General features: G+C 62.3%; 12 protein-coding genes. 2 read left to right on the top strand and 10 right to left on the bottom strand.

Annotated features, from left to right (window positions below; translation table 11 throughout):
* Position 1 precedes the first annotated feature (1 nt).
* From K1X71_16570 to K1X71_16525, 10 genes are all read right to left on the bottom strand, one after another.
* On the bottom strand, positions 2 to 1246 hold the full coding sequence (locus tag K1X71_16570) for a TIGR03087 family PEP-CTERM/XrtA system glycosyltransferase (protein ID MBX7074757.1): 1245 nt from the start codon (positions 1244 to 1246) through the stop codon (positions 2 to 4).
* Positions 1243 to 2118 carry a DUF3473 domain-containing protein gene (locus K1X71_16565; protein ID MBX7074756.1) on the bottom strand — a complete coding sequence of 292 codons (876 nt, stop codon included), beginning with the start codon at positions 2116 to 2118 and terminating at the stop codon, positions 1243 to 1245. Before K1X71_16565 ends, K1X71_16570 begins: the two co-directional genes overlap by 4 nt.
* Before the next feature lie 16 nt (positions 2119 to 2134).
* Positions 2135 to 2926, bottom strand: a complete 792-nt coding sequence (locus tag K1X71_16560) for a sugar transferase (GenBank protein ID MBX7074755.1) — start codon at positions 2924 to 2926, stop codon at positions 2135 to 2137.
* Between the two features lie 48 nt (positions 2927 to 2974).
* Positions 2975 to 3634: an EpsI family protein gene (locus tag K1X71_16555; protein MBX7074754.1), complete on the bottom strand. Its 660-nt coding sequence runs from the start codon at positions 3632 to 3634 to the stop codon at positions 2975 to 2977.
* A 14-nt stretch (positions 3635 to 3648) separates the two neighbouring features.
* Positions 3649 to 7962, bottom strand: a complete 4314-nt coding sequence (locus K1X71_16550) for a tetratricopeptide repeat protein (GenBank protein ID MBX7074753.1) — start codon at positions 7960 to 7962, stop codon at positions 3649 to 3651.
* A gap of 68 nt (positions 7963 to 8030) precedes the next feature.
* A complete protein-coding gene (locus K1X71_16545; GenBank protein ID MBX7074752.1) occupies positions 8031 to 10226 on the bottom strand; it encodes a polysaccharide biosynthesis tyrosine autokinase in 2196 nt (731 codons plus the stop codon).
* A 54-nt stretch (positions 10227 to 10280) separates the two neighbouring features.
* Entirely contained in the window at positions 10281 to 11162 is an 882-nt protein-coding gene (locus K1X71_16540) for an exosortase/archaeosortase family protein (GenBank protein ID MBX7074751.1), read from the bottom strand.
* Between the two features lie 504 nt (positions 11163 to 11666).
* Positions 11667 to 14219, bottom strand: a complete 2553-nt coding sequence (locus K1X71_16535; GenBank protein MBX7074750.1) for a tetratricopeptide repeat protein — start codon at positions 14217 to 14219, stop codon at positions 11667 to 11669.
* An 86-nt stretch (positions 14220 to 14305) separates the two neighbouring features.
* Entirely contained in the window at positions 14306 to 16285 is a 1980-nt protein-coding gene (locus tag K1X71_16530; protein ID MBX7074749.1) for a hypothetical protein, read from the bottom strand.
* Positions 16286 to 16314: 29 nt separating this feature from the next.
* Positions 16315 to 18672 (bottom strand): tetratricopeptide repeat protein, encoded by a 2358-nt coding sequence (locus K1X71_16525; GenBank protein ID MBX7074748.1) that lies wholly within the window; start codon positions 18670 to 18672, stop codon positions 16315 to 16317.
* A 92-nt stretch (positions 18673 to 18764) separates the two neighbouring features.
* Between K1X71_16525 and K1X71_16520 the strand changes: the two genes are divergently transcribed.
* Both K1X71_16520 and K1X71_16515 read left to right on the top strand, forming a co-directional pair.
* Positions 18765 to 19958: an SGNH/GDSL hydrolase family protein gene (locus K1X71_16520; GenBank protein ID MBX7074747.1), complete on the top strand. Its 1194-nt coding sequence runs from the start codon at positions 18765 to 18767 to the stop codon at positions 19956 to 19958.
* Positions 19959 to 20270: 312 nt separating this feature from the next.
* Positions 20271 to 21402, top strand: a 1132-nt coding sequence (locus K1X71_16515) for a hypothetical protein (protein ID MBX7074746.1), incomplete at its 3' end; no start/stop codon positions are given.

Genomic DNA, 21402 nt, shown 5'->3' with positions numbered 1-21402 from the left:
CTCATGTCGTCGCCGGTTCGCCTAGGGGCGGCGCAGGCTTAGCGCCCACCCGCTCGCGCCGTAGTCCCAATAACCGCGCCAGCGGCTCAAAGCAAGCCTGCCAACTGTGCTTGGCTTCGACATGTCGCCGCGCCGCCATCGCCAGCGCACGCCGCCGCGGCGCGTCATTCATTAGCGCGCTGATCCTCTCTCCCCACTCGCGTGGATCTTCCGCCAACTCAACTTCGCGGCCCGGCTGTAACTCCAAACCTTCTAGCGCGGCGGGCGAAACCACCACCGCGCGAGACATCGCCGCTGCTTCCAGCACCTTGTTCTGTATGCCTCGCGCAATGCGCAAGGGCGCAACCGCCACTGTGGCTTGCTCCAAATAAGGCCGCACGTCGGGCACCTGCCCCACCACGCGCACGCCGGCGATCGAATCCAATTGGCGCACCGCGACGGTCGGTTTGCGCCCCACCAGCAATAGCGTGGCTTGCGGCTGACGTCGTCTCACCTCGGGCCACGCCTCATGGCAAAACCAAGTTACTGCGTCGATATTCGCCCGGTAGTCGAGCGCGCCCACAAAGACGCAGGTCCGCCCCTCGGCTTCATCGCTCTGCGTGGCGTGAAAGTAATCCAGATCAACCCCGTTGGGCACGCCAAACACCGGAGTGCTTGGCGCGATTCCGCGAAACAGTTGCGCTTCCGCCTCACTCACTAGCGCCACAGCATGCGACCGGGCGGCCAGTTTTTGCTCCAAGCTTCGGAGTCGACGGCCCTCCAGGTCAAATAGCCATCGCGCCGGCCCGCGTGCCCGCGCCGCGTAGTTGTGCCACTTCTCGCTATCCACATCCACCAAATCCAAAACGACGCGTTCGGCCGGCAACGACCGCGGCAGATAGGCCCCCATGCTGGAGCAAAACACCAGCGCCGCGTCGAACGACACTTCTTTCGACCAAGCATCGACTTGCTGCTTCAGATCGGCCGACCAGAACAACCCTTCGGTCGCTGTTCCGCCAAGCGCCAGTCGGCTCGCGCCGCGCAGCCAACGCCCACGGCCGGCGACCGTGGCGATCGCCGTTCGCTCGCACAATGCCTCCAGCCGCGCCGCCTCGACCTGCGTCAACGGTTCGTCCGCGCAGGTGGCCAGCCACACATCGGCTTCCCGCGCCAAGCGCGTCAGCCAATGATACGACCGAATGCGATCGCCCCGATCGGGCGCCGTCGGCGCGCGATGCGCCAAGTACAAAATGCGGGGACGATTCAAGTCGATCCGATCGGTTCAGTGGTTGCCGCTTGCCTCTGTTGAATGACGTCGCGCAGCCGACCAAACCGAAAGCTGCGCAGCAGCCGCTCCAACTTGCTCTCGGTGCGAGCCAGGTTCACGTAGTGACGAAACCGCGACCGCAGATCAATGCCGGAAATGCGCGGTTGCGCCGCGTCGATCTCCCACGGATGCGTGTAGAACACAAAGGGCTCCCCGGTCGTGGCCGCGAAACTGCGCAACATGCGCGCCGTGACCGTCCAGGGGTAAAGTCGAAAATAGCCCCCCCCGGCGATCGGCAGGTTCACGCTGCCCCAGCGCGCGGTCGTGGCCGGAAACTCCCACAAGGGACCGGCCGCCGTCTGTCGTCGATGCAGAAAACGATCCGCGTTGGGGATGCCATAGCGATCGTGGTGGATCGGAAACACGCTCGAATCGCAGTCGAACCCTTCTTCCGCCAGAATGTCCAGCGCCCACAGCGACGCTTGCGTGATCGAAAAACTTGGCGCGCGGTAGCTCGTCACCGCGTGACCACTGGCGTCTTCGATCGCCGATCGCGAATCGCGCAGGTCACGCCGAAACTCCTCGGGCGACAATTCATACACCAGCCGGTGCCAAAAGCTATGCGACGCCAATTCGTGGCCGGCCTCGGCGATGCGTCGCACCAGGGCCGGAAATCGCCGCGCCACCCATCCCAGCACGAAGAACGTCCCGCTCACCTCGCGCGCCGCCAACAGCTCGAGCAGTCGTTCGGTGTTGCGCTCCACTCGGCTCTCGCGCTCCCCCCAACTCGCGCGATCCACCACCCGCTCGAACGCCGAAACGTGGTAGTAATCCTCCACGTCGACCGTGAACGCGTTCAGTATGTCTGCCATGCGTTACGAAGCCGGTCTAGCGCGGTTTAACCGCCGCGGAGATCGCCACCGGCTCCTGCTTCCCTTGCGCTGGCTTGTTCTTCTTCAAACGCGCCAGACACACGAGATAACGATCCAGACGCGTCAGGCGGCTGCACGTTTCTCCTTTGAGTCCCAACAGCCGCAGCGCCGTGCAACACAAGATCTGCACGTCGAGAAATGGTCCTGCGCGGTCAATGTACTCCGAGTCGAGCACGACCTTGCGACGAACGCTCTCCAGGTCGGTGTCGGGCGGCAGGTTGATCTGCGCCAGTCCGGTAATGCCCGGCTTGGCCCGCAGTCGTCCCAAATACTCCGGAATCTCCCGCGCCAAAACCTCCGTGAATTCCGGACGCTCCGGGCGTGGGCCAATCAGCGACATCTCCCCCTTCACCACATTGAAGAGTTGCGGAAACTCGTCCAGATGCACACGCCGCAGGAATTCACCCAATCGCGTCATCCGTGGATCGTGCGTCGAGGCCCAAACCGCGCCGGTCCCCACTTCGGCGTTCTGCCGCATGGTGCGAATCTTGTAGATCACGAACGTCTTGCCCCCCAATCCCACGCGCACTTGCCGATAAATCCCCGGGCCAGGCGACGTGATGCGCACCAGCACCATCAGGACGGCGATGATCGGCAGCGCGGGAATCAAGAGCGCCACCCCGGCCAACCGGCCCAGCACATATCCCACACGGAAGTACGGCCGGTCCACCGGCGGCGGCACGCGCGGCGCTTCCAACGTGGGGTCGATGGATTGCTTGATCGTTTCAGCGGCTGTCGCTAGCGACATCTCGATGAGCCCTGACGAGTAAGAATTGCGAAAAGTGTCGAACGTAGTTCAGGCCGCGTTGGCCGCCGCGCCGATGGTTTTGCTCAAGATCGGCAAGAACAATTCCAGAAACTCGCGGCAGTTGTCGCTCGATGTTGCCCCCGCCGCATGCGGACTGGCGACCTGCACCTTGTACAGCACGCCGCCCCGATACGTGAATCGCGGATTGTCCGGCGCCTGCCAACCTTTGCCGGCGCTCCAGCCATAGTAAACTCGCAACATCGAATCGTCACCGCCCGGCGCCTGCAAAGTCACGCTCCACAGTTCCGCTGGCGCCGCTTCCGACGATGGAAACGATTGTCGCTGCGCTTTCTCCACGATCTGATAATCTCGGCTTGAGTAACAAACCTCGGGCGTGTGGACCGAAATCGGCCCCGCTGGCCCCACCAGCACCGCCACCGTCACGCGTTGCCCGGTTTGCTGATGAATGTACGTGCGGCTGACATAGCCCGCGCATTGCAGTGTGCGCACCACTTCCTCGGTCAGTTCGCTGGAATGTTGAGCCTCCCAGGGGCCAATCGAGGTCGGCAGCGCTTCCACCGCATCAGCCGCCGCGGCCATGCCGTCCGAGCGATTCCAACGATTGGTGAGATACCCGGTTCCCAGCGCCGAGCCGGCCGTAACAGCCACCACCAGCGTCAGACCAATGACATAAAGCGCCGACTTCATATTGCGCATCGTCCCTATTGGTTGAGCCCTTGCCGTAGTTCGTCCAGCAGCTTCGCCTCGCTGGGCGAGAGCGGCGCCTCGGCCAACTTGTTCTCCATGGCCGCCGCCAGCGTGTCGCGCGCTTCACGAGTCGACTTCGATCGCTGATACGCCGCGGCCAAATGCAGCAACAAGCGCGGATCATTCTTCGCGCCGCTGGCCGCTTCGCGCAGCACCTCCACTGCTTCAGTCTCTTTGCCGTCGTACAACAGGATCATGCCGAGCGAATCCAAAAACTGCGGTTCGCGCCCCGCCAGATTGATGGCCTGGCTCACCAATTCTCGCGCCTCCGCTCGACGCGATTCGTCGGTCGCCAGCACCATGCCTAGATTGTTGAGGGCCAACGCGTGCGACGGCGCCAACTGCACCACGCGCCGGTACAGCGCTGCGGCATCCGCCTCGCGCTGCTGCAAATAGCGCAAGTTCGCGATCGCGTACAGCAGATCAACCTCGTTGGCATGAACGCGCAGCGCTCGTTCCAATAGCGGCTCGATTCGCTCGCTCACTTCCTTCGTCGGCTGTTGTGAAGCCAGCAGATTCGCGGCGAACAACGCGCCAGCGCGCAACTCGTCGGCATTCGACAAATCCACCTCTTCCAAGATCAGATCGACGGCCTCCCCCACACGGCCAACGCTCGCCAACCACATCGCCAACGGTTCGTACAGTTCGGGCGACGCTTCCCGCCCCTGCCGCAACACGCGCTCCGCGTCGGCTTGCAATCCCGACTGCGAGTAAACCATGCCCAGATCGTTCAATAAACGCGCCTTCGCCTCCGCGGTCTCCGCTGCGGCGACTTGGCGATCAACCACCGGCCCAATGGTGCTGACAATCTCGCCGGCGCGCCCCTTCTGCGCGAGCCATTTTGCTCGTAGCGCTAGTGTGCGGATACTGTTGGGATCTTTCTCCTGCAATCGTTCCAAATACGGCGTCGCCGTATCCGCCTGGTTCTGCCGCAATGCCAGATCGACAAAGCCGGCCACGGCCGCCGGGTCCGCGGTCTCTGGCGAGGCGGCCGCCAGCAACTGTTCGCGAGCTTTCTCCAGCCGGCCATCCTGCTCGTAAAGCCGTCCCAGTGTCAGCCGATCCGCGGCCGTCGCCGACCCGTCACGAGTCAGTTGATCCAGAATTCGTATCGCATTTTGCCGATGGTCCTTGCCTTCTCGCGACAGATACAAAGCCACCTGCAAGCGGCGCTCGTCGGCCGTGGCGTCCACGCCGCTGACCAATTGCATCGCCTCGTTCCAGGCTTGTTCGCCGCCGCGCTGAAACAGCAGCCGCGCCAGCCGCATGCGCGGCCGACTGTCGCTCGCATCACCTCGCATCGCGGCGCGCAAATACTGTTCCGCCCGCGCGCCGTCGCGCTGCAAAAAGTAATCCGCCGCCAACAACTGGATGCTCGCGCGGCCGGGCGCCGCCTGCGCCGCCAAGGCAAAATGTGTGGCGGCCTCCTGCTGGTTGCCAAGTTGCTGATTTCCCTGTGCCAACAACAACTCGCGCTCGCCGCGCGGCAACTTTTCGCTCCGCGCCGCTTCGGCCAATAGTTCCCGCGCGGCGTCGGGCTTTTCGTCGCGCAGCAGGTAATTCAACATCGCGCCCCAGGTTCTGGGGTCTTGCGGCGCGCGATCAATTGCGGCGCGAAACGCCGCGGTCGCCTCGTCGTTTTGCTTGGCCAGCGCCAGCACCTGGCCCAGCCAGATCTGTTGCATCGCATCGTCCGGCCAACGGGCCGCGGCCTCGCGCGCCAAGGCGATCGCCTGGCTCGTCTCTCCCTGCCGCATCGACAGCGAGATCGCCAATACCGACAATTCCGGCGATTGCAGCGTGGGGTCGTCAAACGACGCCAAATGTTGCTGCGCCTCCTCGAAGCGATTCTCCGCATAGAGCGCCGTCACCAGCCGCTCCAAGACCTTCAGGCTCTGATCGCCCAACTGCGCTGCCTGCGCGTATTGCTCGAGCGCTTCCGTGTTTCTTCCCTCGAGTCGGGCCACATCGCCGCGCAGCACTGCCGCCCGCGACCAGCGCGGACGGCGCGTCGATACGTCGGCTGTCAGGCGCGCGGCCTCACGCCCGGCCGGCGAGCTGGCGCTCGTCGCTTCGCCCAACAACTGCTCGGCGCGATAGAATCGCCACCAGGTGCCGTTGGCGCCTTCCAGTTTTTCGAGTTGCGCTGCGCTGCGACCCAATAACTTGGTGTCGCCAGCCTCCCAAGCCAGTTCGGCCAAGCGCCGTTGCAATTCCACGTCGCCTGGCGACTCATTCGTCAATCGCTCGAGCAGCTCGATGGCTTCACGCCGCTTGCCTTGCTCCAATAGCACCGTCGCCAGCCGCAAGTTGCCGCGTTTGCGCTCCCCTTCCTCAAATGCCGGTAGCGCCTCGCGTAGCAGCTTTTCCGCCGCGCCATATTCCTTGCGCAGCGACAATAGCTCCGCCTCCAAGAGCGTCTGGTCTCCTCGGCTGACAGTCGACAACTTCTTGAGCGACTCCACCGCTTGCAGCGCCTTGGCCGGATAGCCCCATTGCTGGTAGGCCAGCGTCAAAAACCGCCACAGATCGACCGATTCGGGATGCGCGTCGCGAAGCTTTTCGCAAATCGCCAAGGCGTCTTCATGTCGTTCTTGCAGCGCGCGAAACTCCGCCTCCAACAACGCCAGGCGGACCGAATCGGGCGCCTGCTCCTTCGCCTTCGACAGCACCGACTCGCATTCGGGCAAGCTACGCTCTTCGGCGGGTAGCGAAAGCTCGTGCCGCAGTTTGTTATAAGCCCACACCGCCCAGTCCTCGGGCGAAGCCGCCTTCTGATGCAAGACCTTGTCGTACTGTTCGCTGGCCAGGTCAAACCGACCGGCCCGCTGCCACATGTCGCCAGCCGCCAGCGCCGCCTGCACCGAGTCGGGCTGGAGCGACGCGGCCTCTTGAAAGACTCCGGCCGCCAAATCCCACTCTTCCAGATGGGCGTAGCACTCGCCCAACTTCATCAGCGCTTGATAGCGCGGCATCATCTCCGCCCCCACGCGCTGCGTGGGCTGAAACACCACCAAGGCGCGCTCCAAGTGCGGCACAGCGCGGTGAAAGTCGCCTTGCTCCGCTTCCAGCACACCCCACAAATAGGCGACCGTGCCTTGCAGTTGCGTCAATCGGCCACGCTGCTGTTCCGGCAATTGCAGCGACAAGTCGCGCAAGGCGCGCTCTGTCGCTCCCAGATGTCGTTCCGCGTCATCCAGCTTATGCGTTGCCAAAAGCACGCGCGACGCTTCCAGATTTAAAAAAACGTTGTCCGCGCCAACTTTCTTGAGGCCGCGCTGCCAAATCTCCACCGCCTCGTCGCGTTGTCCCTGCGCCAGTCGAATCCGACCGGCGGCCAAATAATTCTCCACCTGAGTCGGCGCTGCCGCGATGGCTTCATCGCTGTAACGGCGCGCCTCGTCGAGTCGCGCCGCGCGCAGCGCTCGATCGGCGGCCGTTAGCAGCACCTTGGCGTCCTGAGGCGCCTTGGCCAACGCTTGATCCAGATCCGAGTCGGCCGTCCCTAGGTGATGTTGGCGGCGATAGTGGTAGCGCGCCATCAGCGCCTCCACCGATTCGCCCGATGCCTGCACCACGCGATCGACTAGCGCGTCGGCGCGCTCCGCCTCCTTCATTTGTCGCAGGACATCCGCCAATTGCAGCGTCAACTCCACATCTTCCGGCTGCCGAGCCAAGGCTGACTCGAACAATGGCACGATGCTCGCCAGCCGATCGCTCCGACCGGTCGACTGCGCCAAATAGTATTGACTCGACGCAAGCACTTTGAGCGCGGTCGCGTTCTTGGAATCCACTCCTAGCACCCGTTGCGCCGCCGATTCCGCGATCGCAAACGCCCCCAATTCCAGCGACAACTGCGCGTAACGCGCCTGTAGGTCCATCCGCTCCGGCGCCAGGCCAATCACCTGGGCATACCGGCGCCAGGCATTCCGCTTGTCGGCCGAGTTGCGCGCACCTTGATCGATTGTCTTCGCATACTCCGCGCGCGCATCGAGATCATGCGGGCGCAGTTGCAAATAACGCTGATAACACTCAATCGCGCGCGGCCATTGTTTTCGCTCGCGCGCCGCCAGCGCCCGCGCCAGCAACGCGCTCGAGTTGCGCTGGACCTGATAACCGCGCCAAAAATACGCGGCCGGCGTCAACACCACCAACACCAGCGCCGTGACCAGCAGCAGCCGATAGTTGATTACCCGGATTGGCGCATCGGCGGGACGATGGTCCGCCGGCGGAAAAACAGAAGCAACTGGCGACGCGGGCTCAATCACCGGCGACGTTTCTCCTCAAGTTCAACGTTCGGCGTCGGTTGGCGAAAAATGCGTGCATCAGCGCCGGCTTAAGCGCCGTTCGACATCACCGCTTCATCCGGCGGAGCGACGCTGCCGCCGGTGTAGGTGTAGTGATAGCTGCCATAGCGATTGACATACGTCTGCCGCGGCACACCGCTCAGCACCGCCCCCAGCAACCGCGCGCCGGCGCGCGTCAACCGCTCGCAGGCCAGCCGCACTTGCGGCCCGCGACTGCGATCACGCATCGTGCAAAACAACGTTCCATCGGCCGCGCTGGCCAGCAGCAACGCATCGCCCGCGGGCAACACCGGTGGCATGTCGATCACGATATGCCGATAGCGCGGACGCAACTTTTCCAATAGCGCGTGAAAGCGCCCTTCGCTCAACAGCACATGCGGGCTCTTGTTCAAACGGCCAGCCGGCAGAATGCACGGCGCCCCGGGCGGCATCGAAACAACCGCCTGCTCGGCGGCGGCACGGCCATCCAGCACATCCACCAGACCTGGCGCGGCGCCGATGCCAAAGATATGGTGCGCATCGGGATCGCGCAAGTCGGCGTCGATCAACAGCACTGGCTCGTGACACGAACGCGCCAGGCTCGCCGCCAGGTGCGCCGCCAAATTCGATTTGCCCTCGTTGCTGTTGGCGCTGGCGATGGCGATCACCTGCACGGTGTCGATCGCATGCGTCAGCAGCAGGTTGGTCCGCAAATAGTCGATGCTCTCCTCAAAAGTGTCGCGATCCAAATTGAACTGGTGAGTCAGTTTCTTCTTGCCATTGACGGCGCTGACCGGCAACATGGTCACCTCGCCCAGCACCGGCAGGTGGGTTTCTTGCGGAATCTGCTCCGGATCGGCAATCCGGCGGATTCGCATCTCCCACAACACGGCCAATACGAACGGCGCCAACAACCCGGCCAAACACGCCGCGATGAGTTGCTTGTATGGAATCTCCTCAACCGGCTTGCGCGGCAACGTGGCCGGACTCAACAACGTCACCCGTTCCGGCGCGTTCATTTCGGTGCGCAATCGCTCGACACGGTCCGAAATCATGCTGTGAATGTCTTCCGCCCGGTTGAGTTTCTCGCGCGCGAATTCCAAATCCAGATTCTCGCTTCCCGTGTCGGCCAGCTTCGATTTTTCTTCGTTGATCCGCGCTTCGAGTGTGGCGACCAACAATCGGTGGTTCTCGATCCGCGTCTGCAATTCGTCCATTTGCGCCGCGTGCTCTTGCCGCGCCGCGTCTTGCAGGATTTCGACTACCTCGGGCCGAGCTTCCTCGCGGGCCTTCTTCAATTCCGATTCCAGTCGCGCGATTTTGCTGCTGAGGATGTTCAGTACGCGGCGATCATTCGTCACAGCCTTCCGCTTATTGAGTCCCGCCTCTTCGTCCTGTAGTTCCGCGAGCAGGTGTTGAACTTGCGGATGCTGCTCCACCGCCTGATCGATCATTGTTTCAGAGAACGTCGTCGTCGGCTTTTGATCTTCAATTGCCTTGTGCTGCGCCTCTTCCATCAACAAATCGATCTCGGCCTGACGCAGTTCCCGGTCTAGTTCCAGATACGCCGACCGCGCTGCCGTCTCCGTGGCGTTTTTGTGTTCTGGCGCCAGGGTCACCGCCCCCCCCGAGGCCGCCGTCTGCTTGGTCAATTCACGCACCCGATCGCGTAGCGCGCCCAGGTCCTTCTCGCGCGATTCCAAATCAGACTCGAGCACTTCAATCAAGTTGAACGATCGCTCGTCCACGTCGCTGTGCCGCGTCTTCAAATAAGAATTGAGCACCGTGTCGACGATCTTCTTCGATCCCTCGGGCGTCGATGAGTCGAAGCGGATCTGAAAAATGTCCGACTCGCCCACCGAGTCCACCACCAATTGATGGCTCAGCCACTCCAGCGGATCTTCTTCTTCCAGCAGGTCGGGCAGCCGCGCGATCTCGGGATTGCTGATCACCGAGTTCAGCACGATCGGACTGCGGATCAATTGCTTCTGCGTTTGCACAAATCGCCGCGTGTCTTCCGGCCCCGGAAACGCCACATGTTGACGATCCTCAATGCGCAGCCACGATATGGCCCGATACACCGGCTCGAACAACAGCCACACGGCAATCGTCCCGGCTAGCGCCAGCGGAATGCCCGCCAGCAGGCACCATAGCCACCAATTGCGCGCGGCTCGCAGTATCAATTGCAGGCCCACGCGAGGCTGCGGTTGGTAATCGTCGGTCAGTGTCGGCGGGAGTTGTGTCATAGCGGAAGCAGACTGGCCTGAGATTGGGAAGAGAACCAGACGCGATGCGCCGATTTATTGTTGAACGCTCGGCGCGGAAAAAGAGGAGAGGGTCGCCACCGGTCGGACCTCGATCACCAACCGGTTCAGGTACCATAGTAGTAGGCTCAACAGCCCCGTCGCAAGGAGGATCATCACCCACCCGGCGGCGTCATGCGAAAAGTGACGCGCCGCCGATCCCCCGATGTAGCGATACAACAAGCCCGTGGCCGTAATGCGCAGCACATTCGATACAATCGCGATCGGCGCCGCCGCCGCAATGATCGCGAACGTCTGCCACCACGGGCGTTCGGTCAACAGCACATAGGCGAACGACACCGCGAAGAACCCCACAAACAATCGCAGGCCGCTACAAGCCTGCTCGACCTCCAGCGGTATGTCGCCCAAGAGCAGTGTGTTTCCCACCGCAACGGCCGGCAGCCCAAGACACTGCAACAAAAAGCAACTTCCAAACGTGGCAACGCCCTGCAGCGGCAGACTCAGCGCGTGCTCAATCCGCCACGGCAACGGCACCATGAACGCCAGAAAGCACAATGCCGGCAAACACCACGCCAGGCACTGCCTGCCCAAAAAGAACCAGCACACGCCCGCCAGCCACACCGGTATGGTGTAGCCGTCCAACGGCTCCAGATAAAACCAGGCCGCCAGCGGTCGCGCCAACGACGCCAGCGCGATCAGCCCCAGGCCCCCCCAGGAGAGCCCCGGCTCAATGCCCGGAAACGTCTCGCGCCGCGCCCACAACAGATACCCGGCGAAGGGAACCACCAAGAAGCCGTGCGAATAATCTGCCTCGCGGATCCACGCTTGCACCATCCGCTCCAGCGCTGGCCAATACGACCAGAAAAAGAGGATCGCCAAGATCGGCAGTCCAACGAGCCATTTCCAACGCGACTGCATAGGTGCTTTCCGTCTGGACTCCGTCCCCGTGGGTAGCGCCGCGTGTGTGCGGCCCTACGCTCAATTCGTTCGCCACAATGAATGAAACGCTTTCGCCCACATGCCGCCGACACGCCAAATGCAGCGTCTTCGGCGGCCCACTCTAGATCGCGCCGCGGCAAATCCGCATCCTCAGCGCGAACCCAATGGCAGGGACGAACGCGGTAGAACTGGCCGATCAACTGCCCAAACCGCTAGCCGCCCTGCTGCGGTAGTTTCAACTCCTGCGAGAACCAAATCGCGCCCGGAAAGACGCCTGACGCGAATGGTCAGTAAGCCGGACAAGTTACTCGATTGGGGGGACTAAGGTTCGATTATGGACAGCCCCCCCCAAGTGTCAAGCCGCAGCCACCCCGCTAATAGGCCAGCAATATGGCAGTAGTTCCGTCCAATTACGACGATTTTGCCTGCTGCTCCGCTTGCAACCAGCGCCGCCCGTCATCGTTCGGCGGCTCGCCGCGTCGTCTATTTATGGAGCGGGCGTCGATACGCGCGACGACCTTCATATTCCTGGCGCCGCTGCTTGATCGCTTGCGGCAGTTCCATGTCCCCCGCCGACATGGCGGCCGCCAGCGCTCGATCGCTGGCGCCCACGGCCTCCTCAAATCGCCCAGCCGCCGCATAGGCGGCGGCCAGCGTGTCGAGATAGCTGGCGCGATCCGGGTACTTGGCGCAGATTCCCTCGGCCAACCGCACTGCCTCCTCGCCATCGCGCACTTTGTCGTCAGGGCTGGTGGCCAAGAGCCACGCCAGCAGATTCTGTAGTGTGTCGCTCGTCGAACCGGCTGCCACGCTGCCACGCAAGCGGTCCACCGCCCCCGATTCGTCCCCCGTGTCGAGCAAAAGCTCCGCCAATGCCAATGTGGCGCCAACATGACGCGGATCGATCGCCAGCGCGCGCTCCCAGGCGTTCTTGGCGTCCACAAGTCGATCCAGTTTCCGATAAGCGCCGCCGAGCCCATAGAAAGCGTCCGTACCGGCTCTATCGAGCTCCACCGCATTTAGAAATGCGTTCTCGGCTTGGAACCAATGCCCCTCGACTCCATACAAGCGGCCCAGCCAAACCCAAAATCGGACGTCGCGCGGAAACCGATCCACCGCAGATTGCATCAATTCCACCCCCTCGGCAACCTGCCCCTGTCGCGCCATCAATTCAATCATCACCAGATAGATGCTCACGTCATTGGAGGTGTTCTCCAAGAGAAAGCGATATTCCGCCAGCGCCGCGGCATCGTCCCCCACGCGGGCCAGCAGCGCCGCCAATCGATAGCGCGCGCCCAGCCGCAACGGTTCCGCCGACAGCGCCTCTCGATAGGCCGCGATGGCGCCAGCCAGGTCGCCCGCTTCCTCCAACCGCTCCGCTTTCCCCTTCGAGGAGTCCCCCGGAAACAGCAAGGCCAGATAGCGTTCCTTCCGCTCCAGCGGCGATATCCGCGGATCGTCGTCGCCCCGTTCAAACGCCACCAGCGAGACCGGCGCGCCTGCTTTATAGATGATGCGATCTCCCGCTTGAGGCTCGGGCATGGCGCACAGCGCCAGCGGCACAAATCGATTCGTTGCCCACACAAACACCAACCGCTCGGCAGGCGCGTCGCGCAGCGTTGACACCGCCGGAAAGGTTTCCGTCGTGTACGTATTGACCGAATAGCCGTGAAGCGGAGACTTCACATAGCCCAGGGCTGGTTTGGAAAGAAAGTGCACAAACGGGGCTGCGGTTACGATCGCGCGGTCGCGCGCCTCGTGTTCCAATGCCTTCACCAGCGCCAGGTTCTCACGGTGATCCGCCAGGTACTCGCGACTCCGCTCCAAGAACGCGCCGGTCCGTGATTGAAAAACGTCCTCGCTCGGCAGCGCCGGCAAAAATCTACCCGAGGCGTTCGCCAGATTGAACGCAATCACTAGCGCCACCAAGCCCAGCCCCCAGCCCCCTGCCTTGAGTCGCTGAAAAAGCGATACGGCCAGCACGATCCAAACATAAACCAGCGGCATCGTCAGATAACGCGGAATGGTGTAAATCCGCGACAGCACCAACAGCAGGCCAATCACCGCCGTCCAACAGTACAACTCCACCCGCTGATCCCAAAGCGCTTCGCGCGCGATAGCCAGCGCGCCCCCCACTCGCCTCGGTCGCGGCAGCCCCTTCCAATCGCCAAGCAACCGGGCCCCAAGCAAAACCAGACTGAGCGCTAGCGACACCAAGAAAATCAGCGCCAAGTCAGGGCACCAATAACGCGCGTCGAGCAGCGATACGATCCCTTCCGCGGTGTTGGCCTCGCGCTGTTCGACGCTGCTCTTGGGTAATAGCGACATCCACTGCGCGACCGACAACTCAATCGCCAAGCAGAACAGCGCCATCCCAAAGCCGACCCACCACCGTCGCGCGCGGCAGGCGCCGCCATTGAGGCTGGCCACCGAAAGTAATGCCAAAAAAGTCACCAAGGCCGCCGTGCTGACGCCGCCGCTCAGCTTGACGAAGAATGCGGCCAGCGACATGCAGGCCGCCCCGAAATACCAATCACGCGCCACGCACCACAACGCCAAAGTCGCCATCAAGGTCATCGGCAAGTCCATGCCGATCATGTCGATCTGCGTCGCGAAGAGCGGCGTCGTCAGCACCGCCGCGGCCACGAGCCCCGCGGCCCAATTCCCAACCCTGCGATACAGAATCGCAAAGATAACCAACCCCAGCGCCGCTGCCGTCGCAAAACTAAATAGATGTCCCGCCACCAGCACCGCTTCGACGCTCGGCAGGCTGCGCATCGCGCAAGCCAATAGCGACGGCATCACGCTGACAATGTAAATTGCCGCTCCCCCTTCGATGAATCTCCCTTCTTGCGACGTCAGTTGCGCGTAATCGAAGCCGGTCCGCGCCAGAAAATCGGCTTCCAAAAACAACCCCATCGCCGAGTCCCAATACGGTGGCGAATCGATGATCTCGCGCCGCCACACCGCAATGATCGCAGTCACCAGCACCAGCGCCGCCAGCCACGCGCGCCAACCCACGAGCCATTTTGGCAAAGCAACTGGGCGGAGGTGCTGCCGCGCGGCGCTCGCCGATTTCGCGGCGACTGGGGGACGGTCGCGCCGTAATTTGGCGGCCCGGCTCATGGTTGTCGCCCCTGAATGTTCATCCGTGGCCGACGAAATGGCTGCGACTTCAAATACAGCTCGTAGCGCGCCTCGGCCCCATCGCCGCGCGCGTCGTCGCGTGCCGTTCGCGCGGCCACAATGGCCTGTTCCGCCACTCGCAATGCGTCCTTGAAACGCCCACACTCCGCATACGCCGCCGCCAAAGCGTCCAGCGCGTCGATGTCCGGCGTGGGGGAGGACAAACAAGCGCTTTCAATCATCGCCACCGCCCGCGCTCCGCTGCGAAACTCCGCCTCTGGCGATGTCGACCATAGCCACGCTAAGCCTGCGCGAGCGGCAAGCGAACGATCGTTCAATTTGAGTAGTGCTTGCCAATGCGCAGCGGCCAACGCGTCGTCGCCCAGCAGCAAGTGAGATCTCGCCAATCCATCGAGCGCGCTCTCGCGCTCTGGATCGGCGGCAACCGCCTTCTGATACAGTGCCCGCGAGCCGGCGTCGTCATTCTGAAGCCGTGCGATGCGTCCCAACAGCTCATACGCCGCCGCGCCGTAGATTGGATCAGCCGTCAATGCCTGGGCCCCTTGTGCCGCCGCCGCCAATTGGTCTTGTGCCACCAATAGGTTCGCCCGGCGCAACTGGGCGGCATCGGCCATCCGGCTGTCTAGTTCCCGCTGTTGTGATTTTGGATCATTCGGCAACTCGCGAAACCACTCTTTTAGCATTTGCGTCGTATCGTCGGGATAAACGCCGATTCGGTGATCGCGCAGCCGAATCAATTTCAGTTTGTGCCCCCGAATGGTATTGAAAGGCAAGCTCTCATCGTCCCGCATCGGCATGTGACAGTCGATGCAGTTAGTGCGCAAATTCTCGCCGACCTCGCTGAACTTGCCGCAGTCATCCATCTGGTGGCAGGTCAGACATTTGGCCGAGAACATCGCCACATCGCCCCGCTCGTGCCGATGCGGATCGTGGCACGTCGTGCAGGTCATTGTGTCGTCGCCAGCAAAGCAGCGCGATTGGCTCAGCCGCTGCACTTGGTTCACGCTATGCACAAAAGCGCTCGTTTCCGCTGGATCGTCGGGCTTCAAATACTGCTCCAGCAGTTCCCCGACCCGATAGCTGAACGGCGGCTGCACCGGCGTCCCCACCGAGCCGTGGCATAGTCCGCACATCTCCAGTTGCCGCGCGCGCAGTAGCGCGCTGGGGTTCACTATCGCGCGACCGCCTGCCGCCTCGGGATGCAATCGATGGAACTCGGCGTGTTCGCTCCCCCGGCCATGGCAGCGCTCGCAAGAGATCCCCAACAAAAAATTGTCTTGACGATAACGGTTCTCGCTGCCGGCCACATGCTCAAAATACGTCGAGTGGCACTCCAAACAACGCGGCCCCATGGGGCGATCCCACATCGCGAATCGATTCGAAAAACCTGGCGCGTTCGCCCATCCGCCGAGCGGAGTGAAATACACCACCGGCATCTGAAACAACTGATCTCCTTGCCAGTACATGGCCGCCTGCGCGTTTTTTCCCGAGCCCATCACCAGGTCGATCTGTCGCGAGAAATGCGCCGGCCCTTGGGGACCTACGGTGTGCGACGTTTGCGCGAAGCGATCTCCCTCGCGCGTCATTTCGTACCACAACTCGTCTCGGCCGGTCCTTAACTGATTGTGCCCCGGCGAAAAATCGCCAAGCACGCTCTCGGGCGTCGGTAGGCAAAAACTGCGCGCGTGACCGGTTTCAATGAATCCCTCGTACTTGTCCGCGTGACATTCCTTGCATCCCGCGGGCCCGATGAATGAGCGATTCTCTCCCGGCGCCAGTGCGGGCGGCGAAACCGCAGCCACCTTGGCGCTTGGTCGGGAAGCGGAAGGTCGGTCCACCGGGCCGCGTAGCGCAAGCACCAGAGGCGTTGCCAGCGCGAAACAATAAAGCACTCCCGCCGCCGACAAGCAGCGTACGACAAGCTCGGTCCGCGACGAATCGCGACCGGCGTCCATTTCCCTACGCTCAGCTTGTCGGTTGCTACTCACGATTCGTTCCCGGGCGGCTTCGCCGCTAGTCGATCGAGCGCCGCCCGCGCAGGCCGGTTGTTGGGATCAATCGACAAAGCCGTCTTGAGATGTTGGATGGCCAGCTCCCGATCACCCGCGCGCGCCAGTAATTCCCCCAAAGCGCCATGTGCGTCGCTCCGCTGCGGCGCAAGCCGCACCGCCTCTTGATATTCCTTCAACGCATTGGCAACCGCGCCGTCTTGCGCTAGCACGTTCGCCAGCGCCAGCCGGGCGTCAATCCAATTGGGTTGCTTCGCCACAGCTTGCCGCAATTGATCCGCGGCACGACCCCATTGCCGCTGGCGCGCAAACAAATTGCCAAGACTATAGCGCACATTCGCATCGTCTGGCGCCGACGTCGCCACAATCTCCAATTCGTGAATCGCCTCCTGATCGCGCCCCACCGCCGCCAACGCGGTCGCCAGGTTCTGCCGCGCTGGCAATAGCTGCGTGTCGAGTTCCACCGCGCGCGCTAGCGGCGCCAAGGCGTCCCGCGCGCGCCCCTTCTGCAAATAAAGCGTGCCCAGCCCGACATAGGCGATTGGCCACTCGGGACGGATACGAATTGCCTCGCGATACGCCTGCTCGGCGCCAGTAGAATCCCCCGCCTGCGTTAAGGCGCGCGCCAAAGCGCTCCAGGTCGGCTCGTATTCATGCTGCCATTCCAGCGCCCCTCGGTAGTGGCGGATCGCTTCGGCTGTCCGCCCACTTCGCGCCAATAAATCTCCCAGCGCCAGTTGAGCGCGCCACCCGCCAGGGTCGCGAGCCACCGCCTGTTCGTAATAGCGAATCGCATCGGCCACCTGGCCACGCTCCACCAGCGCCGCGGCCAGCGCGCGCTGCGCCGCCGGAGAATGCGGCGCCAATTCCACCGACTTGCGAATGAGAGCCAACCCCGCCTCGCTCTGGCCAGTGGCGGCCAGCGACTGACCCAATCGCAGTTGCGCTCGTGACGATCGTGGATAAAGCCGAGCGGCCTGCTCATACAGCGGCACGGCCTCGGCCGCGCGCCCCTGGTTCTCCAATTCCCCGGCCAGAATATGACGCAACATCATACTGTCGGCGTTCACTGCCAAACCCGCTCGGGCTAAGGTTTCGCTGTCGCGCCAAACCGCTGTTTGACGGTGCGACAGTACCGCCAGTCCAACAAGCCAAATCGCGGCGAGCGACCACCAGACTGGCGACCGATGCCGCGACAGAAACCACGCCAGCCCGAGCGCCGGGCCGATCAAAGCCAGATGCATATACCGATCGGCCACGGTCGAAGTGTCTTGATACCCAAACGGGATCAGCCCCAAGACCGGCGCCAAGGCCACTAGCGCTAACACAAGCGCTACTCGGTACTGTCGGCCAATCGGCAGCCACCACGCAGCCGCCGCGACCACGGCCGGCGCCAGCCACGTCCACCACACATATCCCTGCTCAAGCGCTAACCGCGGCGTCCGACCGTAATCGGTTGCCAAGGAACAAGGCGCCCAGAACTTCTCTAGATAAAATGCCAATGCGTCCGCCGCCACCAGCGGACGCGCCCAGATTGGCGCAGCAAACTCCAGCGATTCGCCGGACTGTTGCCCCTTGGTCAGCAAGGCGATCACGGCGGCCAGCGCCATCCATGGCGTCAGCGATTTTGCAATCAATCGCCAATCGCACTCTAACCAACCGCGATCCAACACCAACGCCATCAGCGGAATCGCCGCGGCCGAGGGCTTGGCGAGTAGCGCCGCCAGCAAACACCCCGTGGCCAACGCATAGCGGGACCATCGCCAAGCATCGCCTGAAGGGCAGCGCGCAAAGCGCACGTATTGCCATAGCGCTACAACGCCAAACAGCCCAGCCAGCAAGGTCTTGGTTTCCGTAATCCAGGCAACCGGCTCCACCTGCAATGGGTGCAGCGCAAACAGCAAGGCGCCACAGGCCGACGCGCCGCGGCACCCCGTCAGTTCGATCAGCAGCGCCCATACCGCGATCGTCCCCGCCAAGTGCAGCCCCAAATTGCCGGCATGAAACACCCGCGCGTCCAGCGGAACCTGCGGCGGACGGACCTCCGGTAAAAAGGCTGCCCACCGTTCCAGCGCAAAGAAGCTGTAGGTCACCGGCGCGTAGGTGTAAAAGTACGGCACGCGCCAAAGCTGCGCGACATTGCTAGCCGTCAACGGATCGTAGTACGGATTGGTGAGGATGTTGCCGTAATCGTCGTAGTTTAAGATGGCATGGCCAATCACCGGCCAAAACACGGCGGCCACCAGCAGCGCGATAGCGACTCCCAAGCCCGCTAGCCATCCCCGCCCGCGGGCATTGGTCGCGCTGGAGATTGCTTCCGCCGTTTGACGCATGCCGCCAGATTTCCAAACGCCGTCCGAGTTCCGACTTTTGTCGCTAATTCCCACTTGTCCTTTATGCTAACTTGCGCGACTTTTACTGAGCAATGACGTCTCAAACGCGGACCAGGCGACTAACGTTTTCTGACCGGCCACAAGACCCCCGCTGGCGATTGCGCGGCGCTGCGCTGATTCTGGGTCTATTGCTCGGCCTGCTCGGCGCGGAAGTGCTCCTGCGACTGCTCCCCACAACCGCCTCCCCACTCGTCACCAAGCGCGCGCTCTATCGCAACGAACTGCGCGACACCTATTTCTGCTATCCCACCAATCCCACCGGCGAATTAGGCCCCTTGCCAGATACCACGCAGCCCGGCTGGCAACTGCAAACCTTGTCGCTCCCTCCTCACGAAATCCCCCTCGCTCATCTCCCCGAGACTCCCTGGTGTGTCGAGTTTCACCGCACCAATCAGGGCCTCCGAGACGATCGAGTCTACGATCCCCTCCCGCCGGCCGGCGTCCTCCGCATCGCGGGCGTGGGCGACTCTTTTGCCGCTGGCGAGGGGGTATCGCTCGCCAATTCCCTATTCCGCCAAATGGAGCGTCAACTAGGACCGCAATTTCAGATCGTCAACTCCGCGCTCCCCGGCCTTGGCGCGACAGATCAATACTCGCTGCTGCGTCACACCGTCAGTCAACTGCACTGCCCGCGGGCAATCGTCGTTTTCTTGATCAACGATATCGCGCTCAGCCAGCCACTGCTCGATCAACAGAACTTTCTCAATGACCTGATTAACGTCCGCGCCGAACGACTCCAGCGCGCCGATTGGCTCGCGGGACTCGCCCGCCATTCTCGACTGGTCGACTTTCTTAGCTCGCGACCGGCGCTGGCGCGGGTCGAGCGCGATACGATTCGCTGGTATCGCAACTGCTATGAACCAAGCTACAACGCCGAGAATCTACGCAAGCTTTGGCGGGAAATCGCCGATCTTTCCCGCGTGCCCAATTGCGAAGTCGCGCTGGTGCTCTATCCCTTGCTCGAAGGATTGCGCCACGGCTACCCGTTTCAGTCGATTCACGACCGCGTTGCTAGCGTGGCCAGCGAAGCCGGTTTGCCCGTGCTCGATCTCGCCCATGCGTTCCAAGGCATGGATGAACGGTCGTTATGGGTGCATCCCATCGACCATCATCCAAATTCTCGGGCTCACAAGATTGCGGCCTCGGCCATCGTTGACTGGCTGCGGCAGGAGCATCCAGCGTTCTTGACACCTCCTCCCGCCAACGTTCATTCCCCCTCGAAATGAGTAGCGCAAGCACTGTTCGCTATTGAACTTATCGCGCCCACCCACTTGGGTGGAGTCAGGCTCCTGCCAGCGGGGGATTCTTCTAACACCCCCCAATTGGTTACTACCAAAGTCCAAACTCCTGACTGCATCAGGGAATACGGCTGAATGGAAAATTAGATTTTTTTCAAAAATATGGTTTGCATTCCCAAGGTGTCCGGTTACTATGGCCACGTGAAATCGGCCAGCGATAGCTTGACCGATGCCAGTTAGCACTAGTTATTCACTTTTTCGCATTCCGCGATGTTCACGAGTGGGCCTGAGGACCTGGGGATGGTCGACATGAAGTTCTTCTTCCGCATGCGTTCGTTTGCAGTATTTTCTTCCGCGCTCGCAGTGGCTCTCGCCACGTCGGGAACCGCCTGGGCAGATGCCGAAGGTGGCGTCGGTCAGAACTTCTTTAATCTCTCCTCGGGAGTGATTAACGAAGGTCAATCGATCACGGCCAGCGCACAATTCAATGTCAGCCCTGCCAACGAATCTGGCTTTGCGGGCACAACCACTCGCACCTTCAACACCAATAACCTTGGCTATAGCGCTCCCGGTAGCGACCAAGGCAGCACCAGCTCGGGCAATGTCGGCGGTGGCAGCGCCACGCAGACCTTTGGCTCGGGCGCGCTGACCTACAACCAAAACGGCGTCTACAATGTCGGCTTCAACCAGGCTTTGGGTTGGCACTGGCAGGAAAACGCCTCGTACGGCACCGGTAACCCCAGCGGCGATACGTCCTCGGGTGTGGCGGATAACCGCACGTTGACCGTGCTGAACGTCGCCCCGACGATCACAAGCGCGAATCAGAACGGCAACAACTCGAACATCACGGTGAATGAAGGTAGCACCGTTGCCTTGGACATGACGGCCACCGATCCGGGCGCCGACAACATCAACTTCACCATCAATGGCGGTGGCGCCGGCGCCCCTGGCAATACGCCCGGCTCAACACGCACCTCCAGCACCGTCAACGTCACCTACAACAACAACGGTGTCTTCAACAACACGTTCCAAGCAACCGACCAGGATGGCGCCAACTCCACCAATGGTCCCATCACGCGTGCGGTCACGGTACTCAACGTCGCTCCGCAGAACCTCACCTTGTCCCTGTCGAGCAACGTGATCAACGAAGGTCAGTCGATTAACGCGAGCATGACCGCCACCGATCCTGGCGCCGATACGATTAACTTCAATATCAGCGCCAGTGGATCGAATCCCACCCAGAGCGACAGCCAGCCGGCGGGTTCGATTCCCGGTGCCCCGGGTTCAACTCGCACGTCCAACACGGTGAGCCTGGGACCGTTCTACGAGAACAATGGCGGCACAACCACCGCCAACGTGCTCGGCACTGCCTTCGATGGCGATGACACCTCGTCGATCAGCGACACGTTGACCATTCTCAACGTGGCCCCGA

The organism is Pirellulales bacterium (assembly GCA_019694455.1).
In the GTDB taxonomy this organism is placed as follows: Bacteria; Planctomycetota; Planctomycetia; order Pirellulales; family JAEUIK01; genus JAIBBY01.
Note: the sequence above shows the minus strand (reverse complement) of the source record. Positions and strands in the feature narration are given on the sequence as shown.

Coding starts and splice junctions, on each gene's coding strand:
- K1X71_16530 (MBX7074749.1), bottom strand. CDS start 16,285: ATGGACGCCGGTCGCGATTCGTCGCGGACCGAGCTTGTCGTACGCTGC.
- K1X71_16525 (MBX7074748.1), bottom strand. CDS start 18,672: ATGCGTCAAACGGCGGAAGCAATCTCCAGCGCGACCAATGCCCGCGGG.
- K1X71_16540 (MBX7074751.1), bottom strand. CDS start 11,162: ATGCAGTCGCGTTGGAAATGGCTCGTTGGACTGCCGATCTTGGCGATC.
- K1X71_16520 (MBX7074747.1), top strand. CDS start 18,765: ATGACGTCTCAAACGCGGACCAGGCGACTAACGTTTTCTGACCGGCCA.
- K1X71_16555 (MBX7074754.1), bottom strand. CDS start 3,634: ATGAAGTCGGCGCTTTATGTCATTGGTCTGACGCTGGTGGTGGCTGTT.
- K1X71_16545 (MBX7074752.1), bottom strand. CDS start 10,226: ATGACACAACTCCCGCCGACACTGACCGACGATTACCAACCGCAGCCT.
- K1X71_16560 (MBX7074755.1), bottom strand. CDS start 2,926: ATGTCGCTAGCGACAGCCGCTGAAACGATCAAGCAATCCATCGACCCC.
- K1X71_16565 (MBX7074756.1), bottom strand. CDS start 2,118: ATGGCAGACATACTGAACGCGTTCACGGTCGACGTGGAGGATTACTAC.